The organism is Castellaniella ginsengisoli (genome assembly GCF_040955415.1).
In the GTDB taxonomy this organism is placed as follows: Bacteria; Pseudomonadota; Gammaproteobacteria; order Burkholderiales; family Burkholderiaceae_B; genus Castellaniella; species Castellaniella ginsengisoli.
This window is the reverse complement of record NZ_CP158257.1, coordinates 1-13435: the sequence shown is the minus strand read 5'-3', so window position 1 is coordinate 13435 and position 13435 is coordinate 1. Positions and strand designations below refer to the sequence as shown.

The 13435-nt window shown below is 68.0% G+C and carries 13 protein-coding genes; 9 read left to right on the top strand and 4 right to left on the bottom strand.

Going from position 1 to position 13435, the window contains the following annotated elements; all coding sequences use genetic code 11:
• The first annotated feature begins 3 nt into the window (after positions 1-3).
• Positions 4-1317, top strand: coding sequence for an extracellular solute-binding protein (locus ABRZ00_RS00065; RefSeq protein ID WP_368641537.1), 1314 nt, complete (start codon positions 4-6; stop codon positions 1315-1317).
• A 69-nt stretch (positions 1318-1386) separates the two neighbouring features.
• Here ABRZ00_RS00065 and ABRZ00_RS00060 read toward each other — a convergent pair whose 3' ends face one another.
• The gene (locus ABRZ00_RS00060) at positions 1387-1953 is read right to left on the bottom strand and encodes a hypothetical protein (RefSeq protein WP_368647773.1); all 567 of its coding nucleotides are present in this window, start codon (positions 1951-1953) and stop codon (positions 1387-1389) included.
• Between the two features lie 13 nt (positions 1954-1966).
• On the bottom strand, positions 1967-2461 hold the full coding sequence (locus ABRZ00_RS00055) for a type III secretion system chaperone (RefSeq protein WP_368641539.1): 495 nt from the start codon (positions 2459-2461) through the stop codon (positions 1967-1969).
• 144 nt (positions 2462-2605) lie between these two features.
• Here ABRZ00_RS00055 and ABRZ00_RS00050 point away from each other — a divergent pair, with 144 nt between their 5' ends.
• The 8 genes from ABRZ00_RS00050 (at position 2606) to ABRZ00_RS00015 (ending at position 11643) form a co-directional block, all read left to right on the top strand.
• Complete coding sequence (locus tag ABRZ00_RS00050; RefSeq protein ID WP_368641540.1) at positions 2606-3688, top strand: TcpQ domain-containing protein; 1083 nt, start codon at positions 2606-2608, stop codon at positions 3686-3688.
• Positions 3685-5283, top strand: a complete 1599-nt coding sequence (locus ABRZ00_RS00045; RefSeq protein ID WP_368641541.1) for a hypothetical protein — start codon at positions 3685-3687, stop codon at positions 5281-5283. Before ABRZ00_RS00050 ends, ABRZ00_RS00045 begins: the two co-directional genes overlap by 4 nt.
• Position 5284: 1 nt before the next feature.
• Entirely contained in the window at positions 5285-6553 is a 1269-nt protein-coding gene (locus ABRZ00_RS00040) for a hypothetical protein (RefSeq protein WP_368647772.1), read from the top strand.
• 70 nt (positions 6554-6623) lie between these two features.
• Complete coding sequence (locus ABRZ00_RS00035; protein ID WP_368644346.1) at positions 6624-7118, top strand: hypothetical protein; 495 nt, start codon at positions 6624-6626, stop codon at positions 7116-7118.
• Positions 7115-8809 carry an ATPase, T2SS/T4P/T4SS family gene (locus tag ABRZ00_RS00030; RefSeq protein ID WP_368644345.1) on the top strand — a complete coding sequence of 565 codons (1695 nt, stop codon included), beginning with the start codon at positions 7115-7117 and terminating at the stop codon, positions 8807-8809. The genes ABRZ00_RS00035 and ABRZ00_RS00030 overlap by 4 nt, the downstream gene beginning before the upstream one ends.
• Positions 8810-8823: 14 nt before the next feature.
• A complete protein-coding gene (locus ABRZ00_RS00025) occupies positions 8824-9921 on the top strand; it encodes a hypothetical protein (protein ID WP_368641545.1) in 1098 nt (365 codons plus the stop codon).
• A gap of 44 nt (positions 9922-9965) precedes the next feature.
• The gene (locus ABRZ00_RS00020) at positions 9966-10550 is read left to right on the top strand and encodes a type 4 pilus major pilin (RefSeq protein WP_368641546.1); all 585 of its coding nucleotides are present in this window, start codon (positions 9966-9968) and stop codon (positions 10548-10550) included.
• 4 nt (positions 10551-10554) lie between these two features.
• Positions 10555-11643, top strand: coding sequence for a hypothetical protein (locus ABRZ00_RS00015; RefSeq protein ID WP_368641547.1), 1089 nt, complete (start codon positions 10555-10557; stop codon positions 11641-11643).
• A gap of 61 nt (positions 11644-11704) precedes the next feature.
• On the opposite strand, the gene ABRZ00_RS00010 is transcribed toward ABRZ00_RS00015, so the two are convergent.
• Positions 11705-12946 carry a urate hydroxylase PuuD gene (locus ABRZ00_RS00010; RefSeq protein WP_368644344.1) on the bottom strand — a complete coding sequence of 414 codons (1242 nt, stop codon included), beginning with the start codon at positions 12944-12946 and terminating at the stop codon, positions 11705-11707.
• 55 nt (positions 12947-13001) lie between these two features.
• Positions 13002-13355 (bottom strand): hydroxyisourate hydrolase, encoded by a 354-nt coding sequence (gene uraH / locus ABRZ00_RS00005; RefSeq protein WP_343835494.1) that lies wholly within the window; start codon positions 13353-13355, stop codon positions 13002-13004.
• Between the last annotated feature and the right edge of the window lie 80 nt (positions 13356-13435).

Sequence of the window (13435 nt, the reverse complement as noted above, 5' to 3'; positions counted from 1 at the left end):
ATCATGAATCTTTCCTTCGGTTCCGGCACCTTGCGTCCGGGGTTGCGCGCTGTCTGGACGCTGGCGGCGGTCATCGCCACCGCACCCGCCTGGGCGGCGACCGAGGTGCCGGTCTGGCACGCGCTCAAGGGCCACAATGCCGAAACCTTCCAGGATCTGGTCAAGGCCTATAACCGCAGCCAGTCCGACGTCAAGGTCGTGGTGCGCGACTTTGAGACGCCCGAAGCGCTCGACCAGGCGCTGGCCGTTGCAGCCCAGTCCAAAAAACTGCCGGCCCTCGCGCAGATCGGCGGCAGCCATACGCTCGAAGAGATCGCCCGGCGCAGTTACGTGCAGCCGTTCCATACGCTGCAGAAGTTCCCGGCGCTGAAGAACACGCGTTGGTTCGTTTCCACGGACAATGCCTTCATCCGTGATGCCAAGGGCCAGTTGATGGCTTTCCCGTACATGCTGGAAATTCCCGTCATGTACTATAACCAGGATGCCTTCAAGAAGGCCGGGCTGGTGCCCGCCGTGCCGCAGCGCACCTGGATGGAGCTCCAGGGCCAGCTCGTGACCCTGGCGAACAACGGTTCGCGCAAGTGCCCGCTGACTTCCGACCTGCCGGTGTCGATCAATCTGGAAAATCTGGCGGCGGTCAACAATCAGCTCTACGCCAGCGCCGACAACGGCCTGAAGGCCAAGGGTCTGCCGAGTTTTTCCTTCGACTCCACGTACGTGCGCCATCTGGCCTTGATGATCAGTTGGGTGCGCTCCGAGATCATGGTGCGTCCGGACGCGGGCATGCATTCGATCAGTCGCTTCGCCCAAGGCGAATGCGCCGTGTTGATGTCCGGTTCCAGCCACATCGGCGAGTTCCTCGCCCAGCGCAAGCTGCGCTACGCCGTGTCCGGCCTGCCGTACTACCCCGAAGTCACGCGCAAGCCCGGCAACCCCTTCGTCAGCGGCGCCGGGCTGTGGGTCATGAAGGCGGATAAGCCCGTGACCGAGGCTACGGCCGCTTTCCTGGGGTGGTTGTCTCAACCCGAACAGGCTGCGCGCTGGCACCAGCAGACCGGCTTCCTCCCCCTGACTCAAGCGGCCTTCGACGCCACGCCCACCGACTACTATGCCAATCTGGGCCAGTGGCGCGACCTGGTGGCCGTCTACAGCGGCAAGGCCGCCCTGACGGCTCAAGGCTTCCGCATCCATAACTACCCGGCCATCCGCGCGCGCTTCCATCAAATCCTGGATTCCGCGCTGAACGGCCAGCAGCCGGCCGTTACCGCCTTGAACACGGCAGCGGTCGAGGCCAACAACCTGGTACGCCAGCGCTAGTCGTCTGCGCGATGCCGGGCTGGGCAGCCCGACATCGCGCCGCAGCGCCCCGCGATGTCGGGCGCGCGGTCACTTGCAGTAGTTGTAGGCGAATTCCGCCACGCTCAGCGCAACCCCTGCCTCGGGGACACCGCTCAAGGCCATGGCGGTGCACAGCTTGGCGCCGGAGAACAGGGCTTGCGATACGTTGCCCTCCTGCAGGTTGGTGTAGACCTGGGTGGCATTCAGAAAGGCCGAGGTGGCGCCCGAATAGGCGCCCAGCGCGCCGAACCCTTGACCGCCCGCCGCCTTGGCCAGCAGCACGGCGCCATTGAGGCCATGGGATAGCGTCATCAAAGCGTTGCTGTTGATGTAGCTGTCCGAGGACATCCAGCTCGAGAAGGACGATACGGCGTTCTTGATTCCCCACAGCCCCATCCCCGCATCCTTCAGGACCATGCCTGCGTCCTTGAGGACACCCGCCGACTCCAAGTAGGTATCCAGGGTTTCTCGGTCCACACCGCACTGCTGGAATGCGCCCGTCAGCATGGATTGCAAGCCGCCGCTTCCAGAGGCATCGACGAGGCGCAGGACTGGAAGGTCCGGTGAAGACATGCCTGTCTGGGTGATCGTGCCAGAAATATTCGAGATATTCATGTCGGTTCCTTGCCTAGACCAGGTCGGAGGCGCCGGGGCGCGAATCCTCGACTACCGCCTCGGTTGAGGCCGAGGAGTCGAGAATGCGTTCGACGTCGCGGCTTGCGATGGATGCCGCCAATGCATCGACGTGTTCTGCGAAAGTCGTCAGCACGCCCATGAAGGTGTCTTCCGTCCAGCCGGATTCCGCCGGCGTCCAGTACATGCGCAGGATCAGCGCGTCGGTTTGCGGCGCCAGGCCGATGAATCCCGTGCCCGACAGCCCCGGGGCCAGGTTGATGGCCAGCAGGGCGCGCAGCGTGCGGGGCGGGAGTTCGCTGGCCGTATTGCCCAGTTCGCCATTGAAGGCGACGCCGCGTGATCCGGGCATCGGCTCCACCCCCACCAGGGCCCCGCCTTTGCTGCGCAGGGCGAAGGCGCCGTCCTCGCGGACGCAGAGCGGAATGCCCAGGGCCTGTTCGATGCGTTCTCCCCACTGCCGCAGCGTATCGGACGATTCTGTGTTCATGTGTGTTTCTCCAAAGGTGGTGGTGAGCCATGCTCTCTACCGTGAGTGAAGGGCGCGAGGATTTTGTTCCCATTCGTCCTCGTCCAGGGGCTTTTTATCCGTTCGTACATCTCAGTCTGGCGGCCTGTTTCGAAGCACGCCACCATGGACGCCATGATTCACGACCGGGGTGTCGCGGGGGCAAACATGATCAGGATGCTGGGGGCCGGATTATTGTTGGTGGGCTTGGGGGGGTGCGCCGCCCCGGTGGATGGGGGCTGGTGGCGCGCGTTGGCGGGGCTGCCGTCGGTCCCGGGAGCCTACCGTTTTGATTGGCGCATCGCGGGCGATCCAGCGTTGGCGCCGCTGCAGGTCTTTGACGACGGCCGCGAAACCTGGCTGCAGTATCCGGCGGATCAACCAGCGCCCGCCGTGTTCGCGCGCACGGCCCTGGGCGATCGGCTATTGCGGCCCCGGCGCGATCGGGATTACCTGATCCTGCCGGGGGTGCCGGATCGGATTGTGCTGCGCGGCGGCCTGTCGCAGGCGCAAGCCTGGCGTGATCCGCTGGCCGTGCCTCCGGCGGCCGGCGCCGGCTCCGCCTTGCCGCCGGCCGCCGCCTTGCCCGTCTCCGTCTCCGTCCCCGGCGCCGTGCCGGATGAGCCGAATACGCCGGATGCGCAGCGGCCCGTCGCGGCGCCGCAGGCCGTCAGCCTGGATTTCCGTCGATCAACGACGCCGTCCATGCCGATTCCGGCCGCGCATTTGCCTGCGCCTGCGCCAGAGCCGCAACCACGACCGATGCCGTATCCGATTCCTCCAGCGCCGATGCCGGATGAGGTTCCCGGTCCGGCTGCGATCGTCTCCGCTGGGCAGGCCCGCGCGGCGTCCTTCGAGGTGACGCCGGCCGACGGCAATGTCCGGCGGGCCCTGGCCCGTTGGGCGCGCGTCGCCGGCTGGACCTTCGAGCCGGAGCACTGGGCCGTGGATGCCGACATTCCCCTGGCGGGTTCCGCCGTCTTCGGCGACTCTTTCCGTGCCGCCGTGCGCGGCCTGCTGTCGGCGACGGAGCTGGGAGACCGGCCGGTGCAACCCTGCTTCTATGCCAATCGGGTCTTGCGCGTTGTGCCGCTGGCACAGCGTTGCGACCGAACCCGGGCGCCTGGCACGGAAGCTCAAGGCGAGACCGCACCGTCCGGGATTTCCTCGGCCTACGGGGGCGCGCGCTTGTTCCGGTGGCGTTCATGATTGCGTACCGCCGGCTCGGCCCGGTTCTTCTGTGTGCCTGCCTGGGGCTGTCCGGCTGCGCGTTTTCAGAGCGTCTGCGCCAGGCGGCGGGCAATTTTCGCCATGCGGACGAGGTCGTGACCCGCGCGCATGGCCGGTTTTCCCCGGCGACGGCCGATGCGCAGGCGCGTCGCGCCGCTCAGGATATTGATCGGCCTTGGCTGGCCGGGCGCGCTCAGCCGCTTGCCCGTGAGTTGACGTTGCCTGCGCCCTTGCGCGCCCATGTGCGGACTACGCTGCTGTTTGCAGACGGCACCGATGACTTGCGCCGGATCGGGCGGCGCATTGCCGCCGTCACAGGCATACCGGTTCACGTGCGTCCCGATGCCTTGCTGCCGGCCAGGCTGTTCCTGCCGCGCCTGGCGGGCGGTGCGGGGCAGAGCATGCCGGCCGCCGGTCCGCCCGAGCCTTTCGACCTGGCGGTTGGCCCGGCTCCCCTGCCGCAGATACTCGACCGTTTATGCGCGCATCTGGGCGTCCGTTGGCGCTACGACCAGGACCGCATCGAATTCTTCCGCACCGACACCCGGGTCTTCAACGTCCAGGCGCTGACGCTGGATGCGCGCGTCCAGGCATCGCTGGGGCAAGGGCGCGATGCCGCCGACGGCGGCTTCGTCAGCACCTCCGGCACGCGGTTGAGCGGCGGCGATCAGAACGTGATGCAAACCGTGCGCGCGCGCATCGAGCCCTTTCTGTCCAGGGCCGGTGTGCTGGCGGCCGAGCCCGGCGCCGGGGCCTCGGTCGTCGTCACCGATACACCCGACGTGCTGGATCGGATCGCCCGGTATCTGGATCAGGAAAACCGGGCATTGACGCGCCGCGTGCGCCTGGTGTTCGAAGAACTGACCGTGGCCCTGGGAGAGCAGGCGCAGGCGGGCATCGACTGGAATCTGGTGTTCTCGGGTGCGAGTCTGGCCGCCGGCCTGGCGGTCCCGGCCCTCACCAGCGGCGCGAGCGGGAAACTGGGAGTGGGCGTCGTGCAGGGGGCTCTTTCCGGCAGCGAGGCCGTGATCCACGCGCTGGGCGAGTCCGTTCGGCTGGTGCGGCGCAGCAGCGTTCCTCTCTTGTCCCTGAATCGCAGGCCCGTATCGCATGCGGTCCGCACGACGTTCTCTTACATTGACCGGATAGAAACCACGCCGGTCTCCGGCGCCACGGGGCTAGCGGTGCCGGCGGTGTCCGTCAACCAGAAGGCCGAGACGGTCGGCTCGCTGCTGACACTGGTGCCCGATGCCCAGGAAGACGGCCAGATCCTGCTGTCGTTGGCCTACGACAATACGGTGGCCCAGCCGCTCAAGACCGTGACCTTCGGCGGCAAGGATCATCCCTTGCAATTGCAGCAGTTGACCATCGAGGGCAATGGCACGGTCCAGCAGCTCGCTTTGCAGCCGGGGCAGCCGCTGGTGGTGTCGGGATTTGATCGGCAAACCACAGAATCTACCGAGCGCCGCCTGAGCCCGGGCGTGCCCGCGTTGTTCGGCGGTGGCAATCAGCTCAATGCGCAGCGGCTGGCCACGGTGCTGATCATTACCGCCCAGGTCGAAGAGGGGCTTTGACATGGCGCGAAGCGCACGCATCGTCTGGGTGGACCGGACCCCGCTGGCCTTCGGCCTGGATTGGGTGCCGCTACTGGGCGCTTCCGAAGCGGTCCAACTGCGCACACGCCGCCGGGGCGTTTCCCATCGGGTGGTCTCGGGCGATCCTCCCGCCGCGTTGGGGCTGGCCGGCGGCCTGCGGGCCGACCAGGCCTGCTGGTCGGCGGCCGACCTGTTGGCGCGCCACCATCCGCGCGGCACCGTGGCCTGCGTGCTGCCGCTGGATGCGGGCACCTGGCATGTGCTGGCTGCGCATGAGGGCGTTGCTTTGGCGCGAGCCGACCGAAGTTATCCCGGTCCTGACCTGGCCCGAGAGGCGGTAGAGGCTTTGCGGCGGGCGCATCCGAAACTGGAGCTGCTGGCCGCGACCGACGAGTCGGGATCGGCGGGCTTGTTGCAGGCGCTGGCGCGCCAGGCATCGGGACAGCGCCCTCTGGAACCGGTCCGGCGGCGCGGGGCGCGGCTGGCGTTGCTGGTGCTGGTGGCGGGGCTGGGCATGGTCGGTTGGCTGCATGGAAGCAGTGGCCCGGATGCGGCTGCCGCCTCTCGGCCGGATGATCGCGCCAGTTGGATCTCGGCTCTGGACCGCGTGCTGGACCAGCGTCCGCTGCATGGCGAGGCGGGCACTCGCGCACTGCTGGACGCCTTGTACCGTCAGCCGGCGCGGCTCGGAGGCTGGTCTTTGCGCGAGGTGCGCTGCCAACCTCAGCCGGACGGCGGCCCCTGGCGCTGCGTGGGCGAGTACCGGCGCTACGGCCCTCAGGCCGATAACCGCGCCTTGTTGCAGGCCGCACCCGCCGGTTGGCGACTGGATTTTCCATCCCTGGATAGTGCCCGTGCGGCGTGGTCTTTGCCGCTGCCCGGCCAACGCCCCGAGCCGCATGCTCTGCCGCAGGCCGGGCTGCTGGCCCGCGATTGGGCCAGCGCGCTGCAAGCCGTGCTGCCGGCCTTTGCCGTGTTGCGCCTGGATGCGGCGCAGCCGCTGACGGTGCCCGCGCCACGCGATGCACAGGGTCTGGAATTGCCGCTTCCGGAAGACTTCCCCGCCTTGTCCGTGCGTGTCTTGCGCGTCGAAGGACCGCTGCGTTCGGGTGCGCTGCTGGCGCCGCTGGCGGGGGCCGTCTCCTGGCGCAAGGCCGCCTTGACATTGGCGCCGGGCGTCCGGCCTGACGTGCGCGCCAGCCGCCTGATCCTGCATCTCGAAGGAACCGTCTATGAAAAACGATCATGAATACGCGCGCGGACGGCGTATTTTCCGGGCCGGTCCGAGGGACCGGGACTGCGGGGCACGCCGTCCGGGCATGCCGCCGGCAGGTGGCTGGCTGTGCCTGATGCTGCTCTGGGGTGCATGGATGCCGGTTTTCGCACACGGTGCGGCGGGCGGCGAACCGGCGGACGCCGCGCGTCCTGCGGATGCGGTGTCCGAGGATTCCCAGTCCCGTTGGGAAACCCAGTCGGTGCGCGAACTGATGCAGCAGGACCTGCGCGATGCGTTGCGCTCCCCGGCGGGCGGGCCGGACCGCCGGACGGAGACGGGGCCGGCTCTGGGCATCCGGCCCGTGCTGGAGCCTCGCCTGGTGGCCTTGTATGGCGTCGGCCGGACGCTGATGGCCGAGGTCCAGGTGGGACGGCGCGCCTATCTCTATGTGCGCGGCCAGGCTTGGCCTGCCGGGCACGCGGGGGATCGGGGCGTTTATCAGTTGCGCGGCATGAACGGCGCCTGCGTTCAGCTTGAGCGCGGGCAGGACCGTCATTCCCTGTGCTTGCGCATGCTGCTGGGCGAGGCGCGGCCATGAAGACCTGGTCCGCGCCCTTGTCGCTGGCCGAGCCTGCGCCGCCTTTCGATCCTGCGCGGGCCGGCGTGATCGATCATCCCGGCCAGTTGTCGGCGCTGCGGCCGGAAGTCCGGCGCGTGCTGGCGCGGGATCTGGGCATCCAGTCTCTGGCGGATCGGATTTGCCCGGTGGAGCGCGCCGATGGCAGCGTCACACTGCTCGCGCGGGTTGAATACGTCGGCAGCGACCAGGCCGACGCGCTGGAGCGGCGTCTGCGGGCCTCTGGGCGCGCCTTGTCCGAACCGGCCCGCTACATTCTGCCGGCCGCGCTGCTGCTCGATTTGTCGCGAGAGAGTGGCGTCGCCGTGCTGGCGCAGGCAGGCAATCGGACTCCGACCGCGTTGGCCGGAGTCTTCCAGGACCTGGTCGAATGGGGCGTGCGCCAGGGGGCCACGGATTTGCACCTGAATGTCTTGAGCGATGCGGCGGAATCCGAAGTCCGCTATACCGTGGCCGGCCGCTATGTCGCCCCGGAGCGTTTCCGGCACATGCCTACCGGTCTGCTGCGGGATGTGCTGGCGGTGGCCTGGATGGACATCCAGGGCGGCAACGGAGCGGTCTTCGATCCCCTCCAGGAGCAGCAGGGCAGCCTGCTGCGCCGCGTCGACGGCCAGGCCTACACCTTGCGCTGGGCTTCACTGGCCGCGGACCGCGGCCCCAGCGTCTGCCTGCGGTTTCTGCCGCGCGATGCGCAGTCCAGGCCCGCCTCGCTGGAAGGGCTGGGTTATCGGTCGGACCAGATCGCTTGTTTCGAGCGGGTGCTGCAATCCGAAGGAGGCGCCCTGGTTTTCGCGGGTACCGTGGGCTCGGGCAAGTCGACGTCGCTGGCGACCTTGATCCGCGGCTTGCCGGCGCACCGCAAGATCATCACACTCGAAGAGCCGGTGGAATACCGGATTGACCGGGCCGTTCAAAATACCATTGGCCGCGATTTGGATCAGCAGGCGCATGGCCGTTATGCCGCCAAGCTGCGCACTCTGAAGCGCTCGGCCATGACCGATGTGCTGCTGGGAGAAATCCGCGATGCCGAAAGCGGGCTGGCCTTCATGGATCTGACGGGTTCAGGCGTGAATGTCTATACCACCGTGCATGCGCCTTCGGCGCGCGCCATCGTTGATCGGCTGGCTTCCGATTTCATTGCCGTGCCGCGCGATTTCCTGGCCACCCCGGGCATTCTGAAACTGCTCGTCTACCAGGTGCTGTTGCCGCGGTTGTGTCCTGTCTGCGCCGTGCCGGCCCATGTCGCCGAACTCGTGCGCCAGCGGCCGCGCGGCGGGGTCGGCTACTGGCGGCAGTGGCTGGATTGGGCCGGCCAGGCCTGGGCGGTCGATCCGGCCATGCTGCGGTTGCGCAATCCGGATGGCTGCGTGCGGTGCCGCCGTGCCGCGCTGCCCGAACTTCACGGCTACGACGGGCGGACCGTCGCTGCCGAATGCCTGGAGCCCGGATTGCCGGGCGCCGGGAAAGACGATGGCTACGTGCCGGACCCAAGATCCAGCGCCATGGCGCATGCCATGGAAAAGGCCGTTGCTGGCCAGGTGGATCCGCGCGACATCGAAGTCCGCTTCATGGCCTTCGAGACGCTGCTGCTGCGCCAGGGCCGGTTGCCGGCGGGCGAAGCTGCGCCGTGCCGGTCGGGAGCCGGACGATGATGTGGAGGCGAATCGTGAGGGCGCGGTGGCGCCAGCGTCTGGACGCTTGGCGCTTTGCCTCCGGGCGCTCGGATTACTTCGATTACCTTCATGCGGTGCTGCTGGGGGCGCAGGGGCGCTTGACGGTGCGCGAACTGTTCGACCGCGATGCCGCCCGCCATGGGCCGCGCACGGTACGCGGCCGGCTTTCGCGGGACTGGGCCCGGGCCTGCGAGGCCAGCGGTGGCGACCTGCACGCCACCTGGCTGGGCTGTTTTCCCGCCGATGAACTGGCTCTGGTGCGGGCGGCGCAGGCCTACGGCAATGCCCGGCTGCTGGCGTGTTTCCAGGCCCTGTCCGACCATCTGACACTGCTGATCGGAGCCCGGCGCATGCTCTGGGCCACGCTGGGTTCGGCGGCCGTCGCCCTGCTGGTGGCCAGCCTGTTGTTGCTGGCCTTGCCGCACTGGACGGTGCCGGCTTTGCAACAGGCCTTCCAGGGTTTGCCGGCCGCCTATCTGGGAGGCTGGTCGGGCGCCTTGTTCGCAGGGGCGGAATGGCTGCGCGTCTGGGGCGTCTGGCTGCCGGTGGGAATCGCAGCCGCATTGGCGGCCGGTTTGTACTCCCTGCCGCATGGGCGCGGTTCGCTGCGCCGCTTCCTGGACCGCTATGGGCCCTGGCGCCTGTACCGCCAAGTCCAGGCTTTGCGGCTGCTGGCCCTGGTCTCCATCCTGCTGCTGCCGGGGGCTGGCGTCTCCACCCAGTTGCGGCCGGTGATCCTGCTGCTTCTGGAGGATGCCAGCCCCTGGCTGGGCGGGCATCTGGAGCACATCGCGGATCGCATCGATCAGGGGTTGGCCGGCGCGGCGGCCTTCGATACGGGGCTGCTGGATCGCGATCTGTACTGGTACCTGGAAGACATGACCGCCGCTCGCGGCCTGCAGGCCGCATTGCAGGCCGCTCACCGGCGGATGGCCGGCCGCTGGCTGGATCGTGTCCGTCTTCAGGCCATGGCGTTGCGCTGGACGGCGCTGCTGCTGGGCGTGGCGGTCGTGCTGGGCATCGGTTTGTGGCATTACGCCGCGCTCGACGAGTTGCGGCGCGGCTGGATGATGTTCCATGCCGGCTCTTGAGAGCCGGTCCATTCACGCGCCGGTCATCCGGCAAAGGAGGCTTCATGCACACATCCCTATCCGCATTCGGGCGTTCGCGCATCGCGCGCCGCCGCGCGGGGCAAGCGGGGTTTTCTCTGGTCGAGGTTTCGATCGTCACCGCCATCGTGCTGCTGATCGCGGTCATCGGCATTCCGGCGATCGGCGGTTATGTGATGGAAAATAAAGTGCCCAAGGTCGGCCAGGAATTGGCCCGCTTCGTCATGCACGCGCGCGTCAATGCCGGTACTTCCGGCGATGCGCCTTATGAGCAGATCGGCACCGCGAACCTGGCGGCCATGGTGGCCGATTCCACCGTCCTGACCCTGGCGGCGGACGGTTCGGTGCTGCATGGCCTCGGAGGCGGCGGTACGGTCGAGATCGAGCCGGCGGATGCCGGCGCGGCCTTTCTGCTCCGTCTCAAACAGGTGAACCACGTGGCGTGCCCTTCGATCGCCTCGGTGCTGCAGCGCGTGGCCGGGCGCATCACGATCGAGGCCGGCGGCGCCGTCCGCACGGTCAAGGATGCCTCCACGACCTACAACGCCTTGTCGGCGGAATCGGCCTGCGACAAGGGGGATATCAATCAGTTTGTCTTTCATGTCAGTTGAGCGCATGGCCAGAGGCGGCGTGTGCGGCGGTTGGCATGCCCAGCGAGGCGCCTTGCTGCTGGAATTCATGGTCGTTGCGATATTGAGCCTGGTTCTGGCGGTCTGGGCCGGCGGCGAATGGGCGCAGCGCGCCCGGGCGTTGCAGGCCCGGTCTCTGGCCGCCTGGATGGAAATCGCCCGCGACGCGGCCGATGCATTCCTGGCGCGCCACGCGCATGAACTGGCGGTTGCTCCGGCTGACGATGTCTTGGCCGAGCGGGGTTTTGCCGACTGGACGGCGCCGCGCTGGGACGAGCTGCGCGCCGCGGGCCTGCTGGCGGGCGGCTGGCAGGCCGCAGGCCCCTTGCGCCGGACTCTGGGGTTGCGGGTGGTGCGCGAGGGCGCATGCCCGGGGCCTATCCCGGATTGCCGCGTTCAGGCGCTGGTGCATGCCCGGCCAGCCTTTCAGACCGCACGCGGCGGCGTGGACGAAGCATTGGTGGCGGAATGGCTGCAGGCCGCCGGCGGGCGCGGGATGGTGGTCTGGCCGCATCGGCCCGGTTTCATCAGCGGCGCCGGGCTGCGGATCCCGGTCCCCGAGGCGGACGTGGCCGATTGGGCGCCCGGCACCGTGGCGTTGGCCGCACGCATGGCCCTGGCTCATGAGGGCGGCCCTGGCGCCGGAACGGACGATACCGCGTATCTTCGGATACGGGACGCGCGCGATCCGGACTTCCAGGGGGACGCCACGGTCCAGGGCGTGGTGCGCAGCGGGACGAGGCTGGCCGCAAGCGACAGCCTGCATCTGGAGCAGGGTTGGGGCGTCGGGGATGCCTGCGCACCGGAAGGCGCGCTGGGCCGGCTCGGGAAAGGTCCGGGCCTGCTGGCCTGCCGGCAGGGCGCGTGGGTTCCGCTGGCGCGGCCTGCCGGCGGCGGCTATCTGCTGAACAGCCGGCGGGGGTGCCAGGATTCCCTGGGTGGCTCCACCGTGAATCCGGTCACAGGGATGTGCGCGTGCCCGACGGGCTACGTCAGGGCGACGGTGGCTGAAAGCGGCTCGGTGACGGGGCCGGAGGGGCTGACCATAGGGTATCTATGCCTGCCGCAGGATTGAGCGGCCCGGCGCAGGGCGTCCGCCGGGCGCGGGGCGGCAGGCGGGCCGCCCCGCGTCGGGCTTACTTGCCGTTCCAGGCGGCGATCACGGCGCGTTCCTCGTCCGTCATCTGCGTGAGGTTGGCCAGCGGCATGTACTTGCTGGCGACGACCTGCTTGATCTGGTCGGCGTGCTGCAAAGTCTGCGCATCGGTGTCCAGCATGATCCCGGCCGGGGCGGCCGCGAAACCCGCCTGCGTGGGCTTGGCCGAATGGCACTCCGTGCAGCGGGCGACCATGATGCCATGGACCTGGTCCAGGGTGACGGCGGCTTGCGCCGGGGCGGCCGCGCCGCCGGCCTGGCTGCTCTGGGCGGCGGGCGCTGCCGCCGGCGCGGGCGCCGGTGCCGCAATCCAGCCGATGAGCGCCAGCATCGCGATGCCGGCCAGCGGGTAGCGCAGGTCGTTCTTGCCGGTGTGGCGCAGCACGAAATACTGGCGGATCACCGCGCCGGCGAAGATGAACAGGCTCATGATGACCCAGGCATACTCGTTCGTGTAGGTGAACGAGTAGTGGTTGCTGAGCATCAGGAAGATCACCGGCAGGGTGAAGTAGGTGTTGTGCACCGAGCGCTGCTTGCCCAGGGCGCCATCCAGCGGATTCGGCTTTTCACCGGCCTTCAGGGCCTTGACCATGCGGCGCTGGCCGGGAATGATCCAGAAGAGCACGCTGGCCGACATGCAGGTTGCCATCAATGCGCCGGTGATCAGGAACGCGGCGCGGCCCGGGAAAATCTGCGTGGTCAGCCAGGCGACGGCCACCATCATCACGCCCACGGCCACGCTCAGCAGGCCGTCGCGCTCGACGGTGGGACTGATGATGCGGCACAGGCGCGAATAGACGTTGTAGCCGATTACCAGGAAGGCCACGGCCAGGATGCCGGCTTCGGTGCCATTCATGTTGCGCGCCCATTCCCAGGGGCTGGCCGGATTGACCAGGTAGATGTCGGCGCGCAGCAGGTACAGCAGCATGAACAGGCCGAAGCCCGACAGCCAGGTGGTATAGGATTTCCAGAACGACCAGTGCAGGTCGTCGGGCAGTTCGGCCGGGTTGGTCAGGTATTTTTGGTTGTGGTAGAAGCCGCCGCCATGGACGGCCCACATTTCACCGTAGACGCCCAGCTTCTTGCTGTGTTCGCTCTTGGGGGCGTGCAGGCTCAGGTCGAGCATGACGAAATAGATGGATTCGCCGATCCAGGCGATGGCGGCGATGACGTGCAGCCAGCGCAGCAGCAGGTTGCCGTACTCAAGGAAAAAGCCTTCCATGAGAGTCTCCTCTTGGGTTCTCAGATCGTAGGGGGTGCCGAAGTGAGCGTGGCGCTCAACTGCCGCGATAGGTGGACCAGGTCCACGGCGTCACGACCAGGGGGACGTGATAGTTCTCGTCCGGATTGGCCACGCCGAAGCGCAGCACCACCTGATCGACGAACCGGGGTTCGGGCAGCGGCACCCCCTTGCGGGCGAAATAATCGCCGGCATGGAAGACCAGTTCGTAAACGCCCCGGGTCAGCGAAGGGCCGCTGAGCAGGGGCGCGTCACAGCGGCCATCCTGGTTGGTGGCTGTTTGCGTGAGCAGGGTGCGGGAATCGCCGTCGAGGCGGTAGAGTTCAAGGGCGACGCCCTGGGCTGGCACACCGTGCACGGTGTCCAGGACATGGGTGGAGAGTTTTCCCATGGGATTTACGCCGGTCAGTATCCTGCCAATAGGCCCCCGGTATGGCCGGACCCGATGAGCCATTCATCGGTTCGCGAAAC

What these genes read in the sequence shown, in the direction of transcription:
- ABRZ00_RS00065 (WP_368641537.1), top strand. Translation starts at nt 4, where the DNA reads ATGAATCTTTCCTTCGGTTCCGGCACCTTGCGTCCGGGGTTGCGCGCT.
- ABRZ00_RS00060 (WP_368647773.1), bottom strand. Translation starts at nt 1,953, where the DNA reads ATGAATATCTCGAATATTTCTGGCACGATCACCCAGACAGGCATGTCT.
- ABRZ00_RS00055 (WP_368641539.1), bottom strand. Translation starts at nt 2,461, where the DNA reads ATGAACACAGAATCGTCCGATACGCTGCGGCAGTGGGGAGAACGCATC.
- ABRZ00_RS00050 (WP_368641540.1), top strand. Translation starts at nt 2,606, where the DNA reads ATGGACGCCATGATTCACGACCGGGGTGTCGCGGGGGCAAACATGATC.
- ABRZ00_RS00045 (WP_368641541.1), top strand. Translation starts at nt 3,685, where the DNA reads ATGATTGCGTACCGCCGGCTCGGCCCGGTTCTTCTGTGTGCCTGCCTG.
- ABRZ00_RS00040 (WP_368647772.1), top strand. Translation starts at nt 5,285, where the DNA reads ATGGCGCGAAGCGCACGCATCGTCTGGGTGGACCGGACCCCGCTGGCC.
- ABRZ00_RS00035 (WP_368644346.1), top strand. Translation starts at nt 6,624, where the DNA reads ATGCCGCCGGCAGGTGGCTGGCTGTGCCTGATGCTGCTCTGGGGTGCA.
- ABRZ00_RS00030 (WP_368644345.1), top strand. Translation starts at nt 7,115, where the DNA reads ATGAAGACCTGGTCCGCGCCCTTGTCGCTGGCCGAGCCTGCGCCGCCT.
- ABRZ00_RS00020 (WP_368641546.1), top strand. Translation starts at nt 9,966, where the DNA reads ATGCACACATCCCTATCCGCATTCGGGCGTTCGCGCATCGCGCGCCGC.
- ABRZ00_RS00015 (WP_368641547.1), top strand. Translation starts at nt 10,555, where the DNA reads ATGGCCAGAGGCGGCGTGTGCGGCGGTTGGCATGCCCAGCGAGGCGCC.
- ABRZ00_RS00010 (WP_368644344.1), bottom strand. Translation starts at nt 12,946, where the DNA reads ATGGAAGGCTTTTTCCTTGAGTACGGCAACCTGCTGCTGCGCTGGCTG.
- uraH (WP_343835494.1), bottom strand. Translation starts at nt 13,355, where the DNA reads ATGGGAAAACTCTCCACCCATGTCCTGGACACCGTGCACGGTGTGCCA.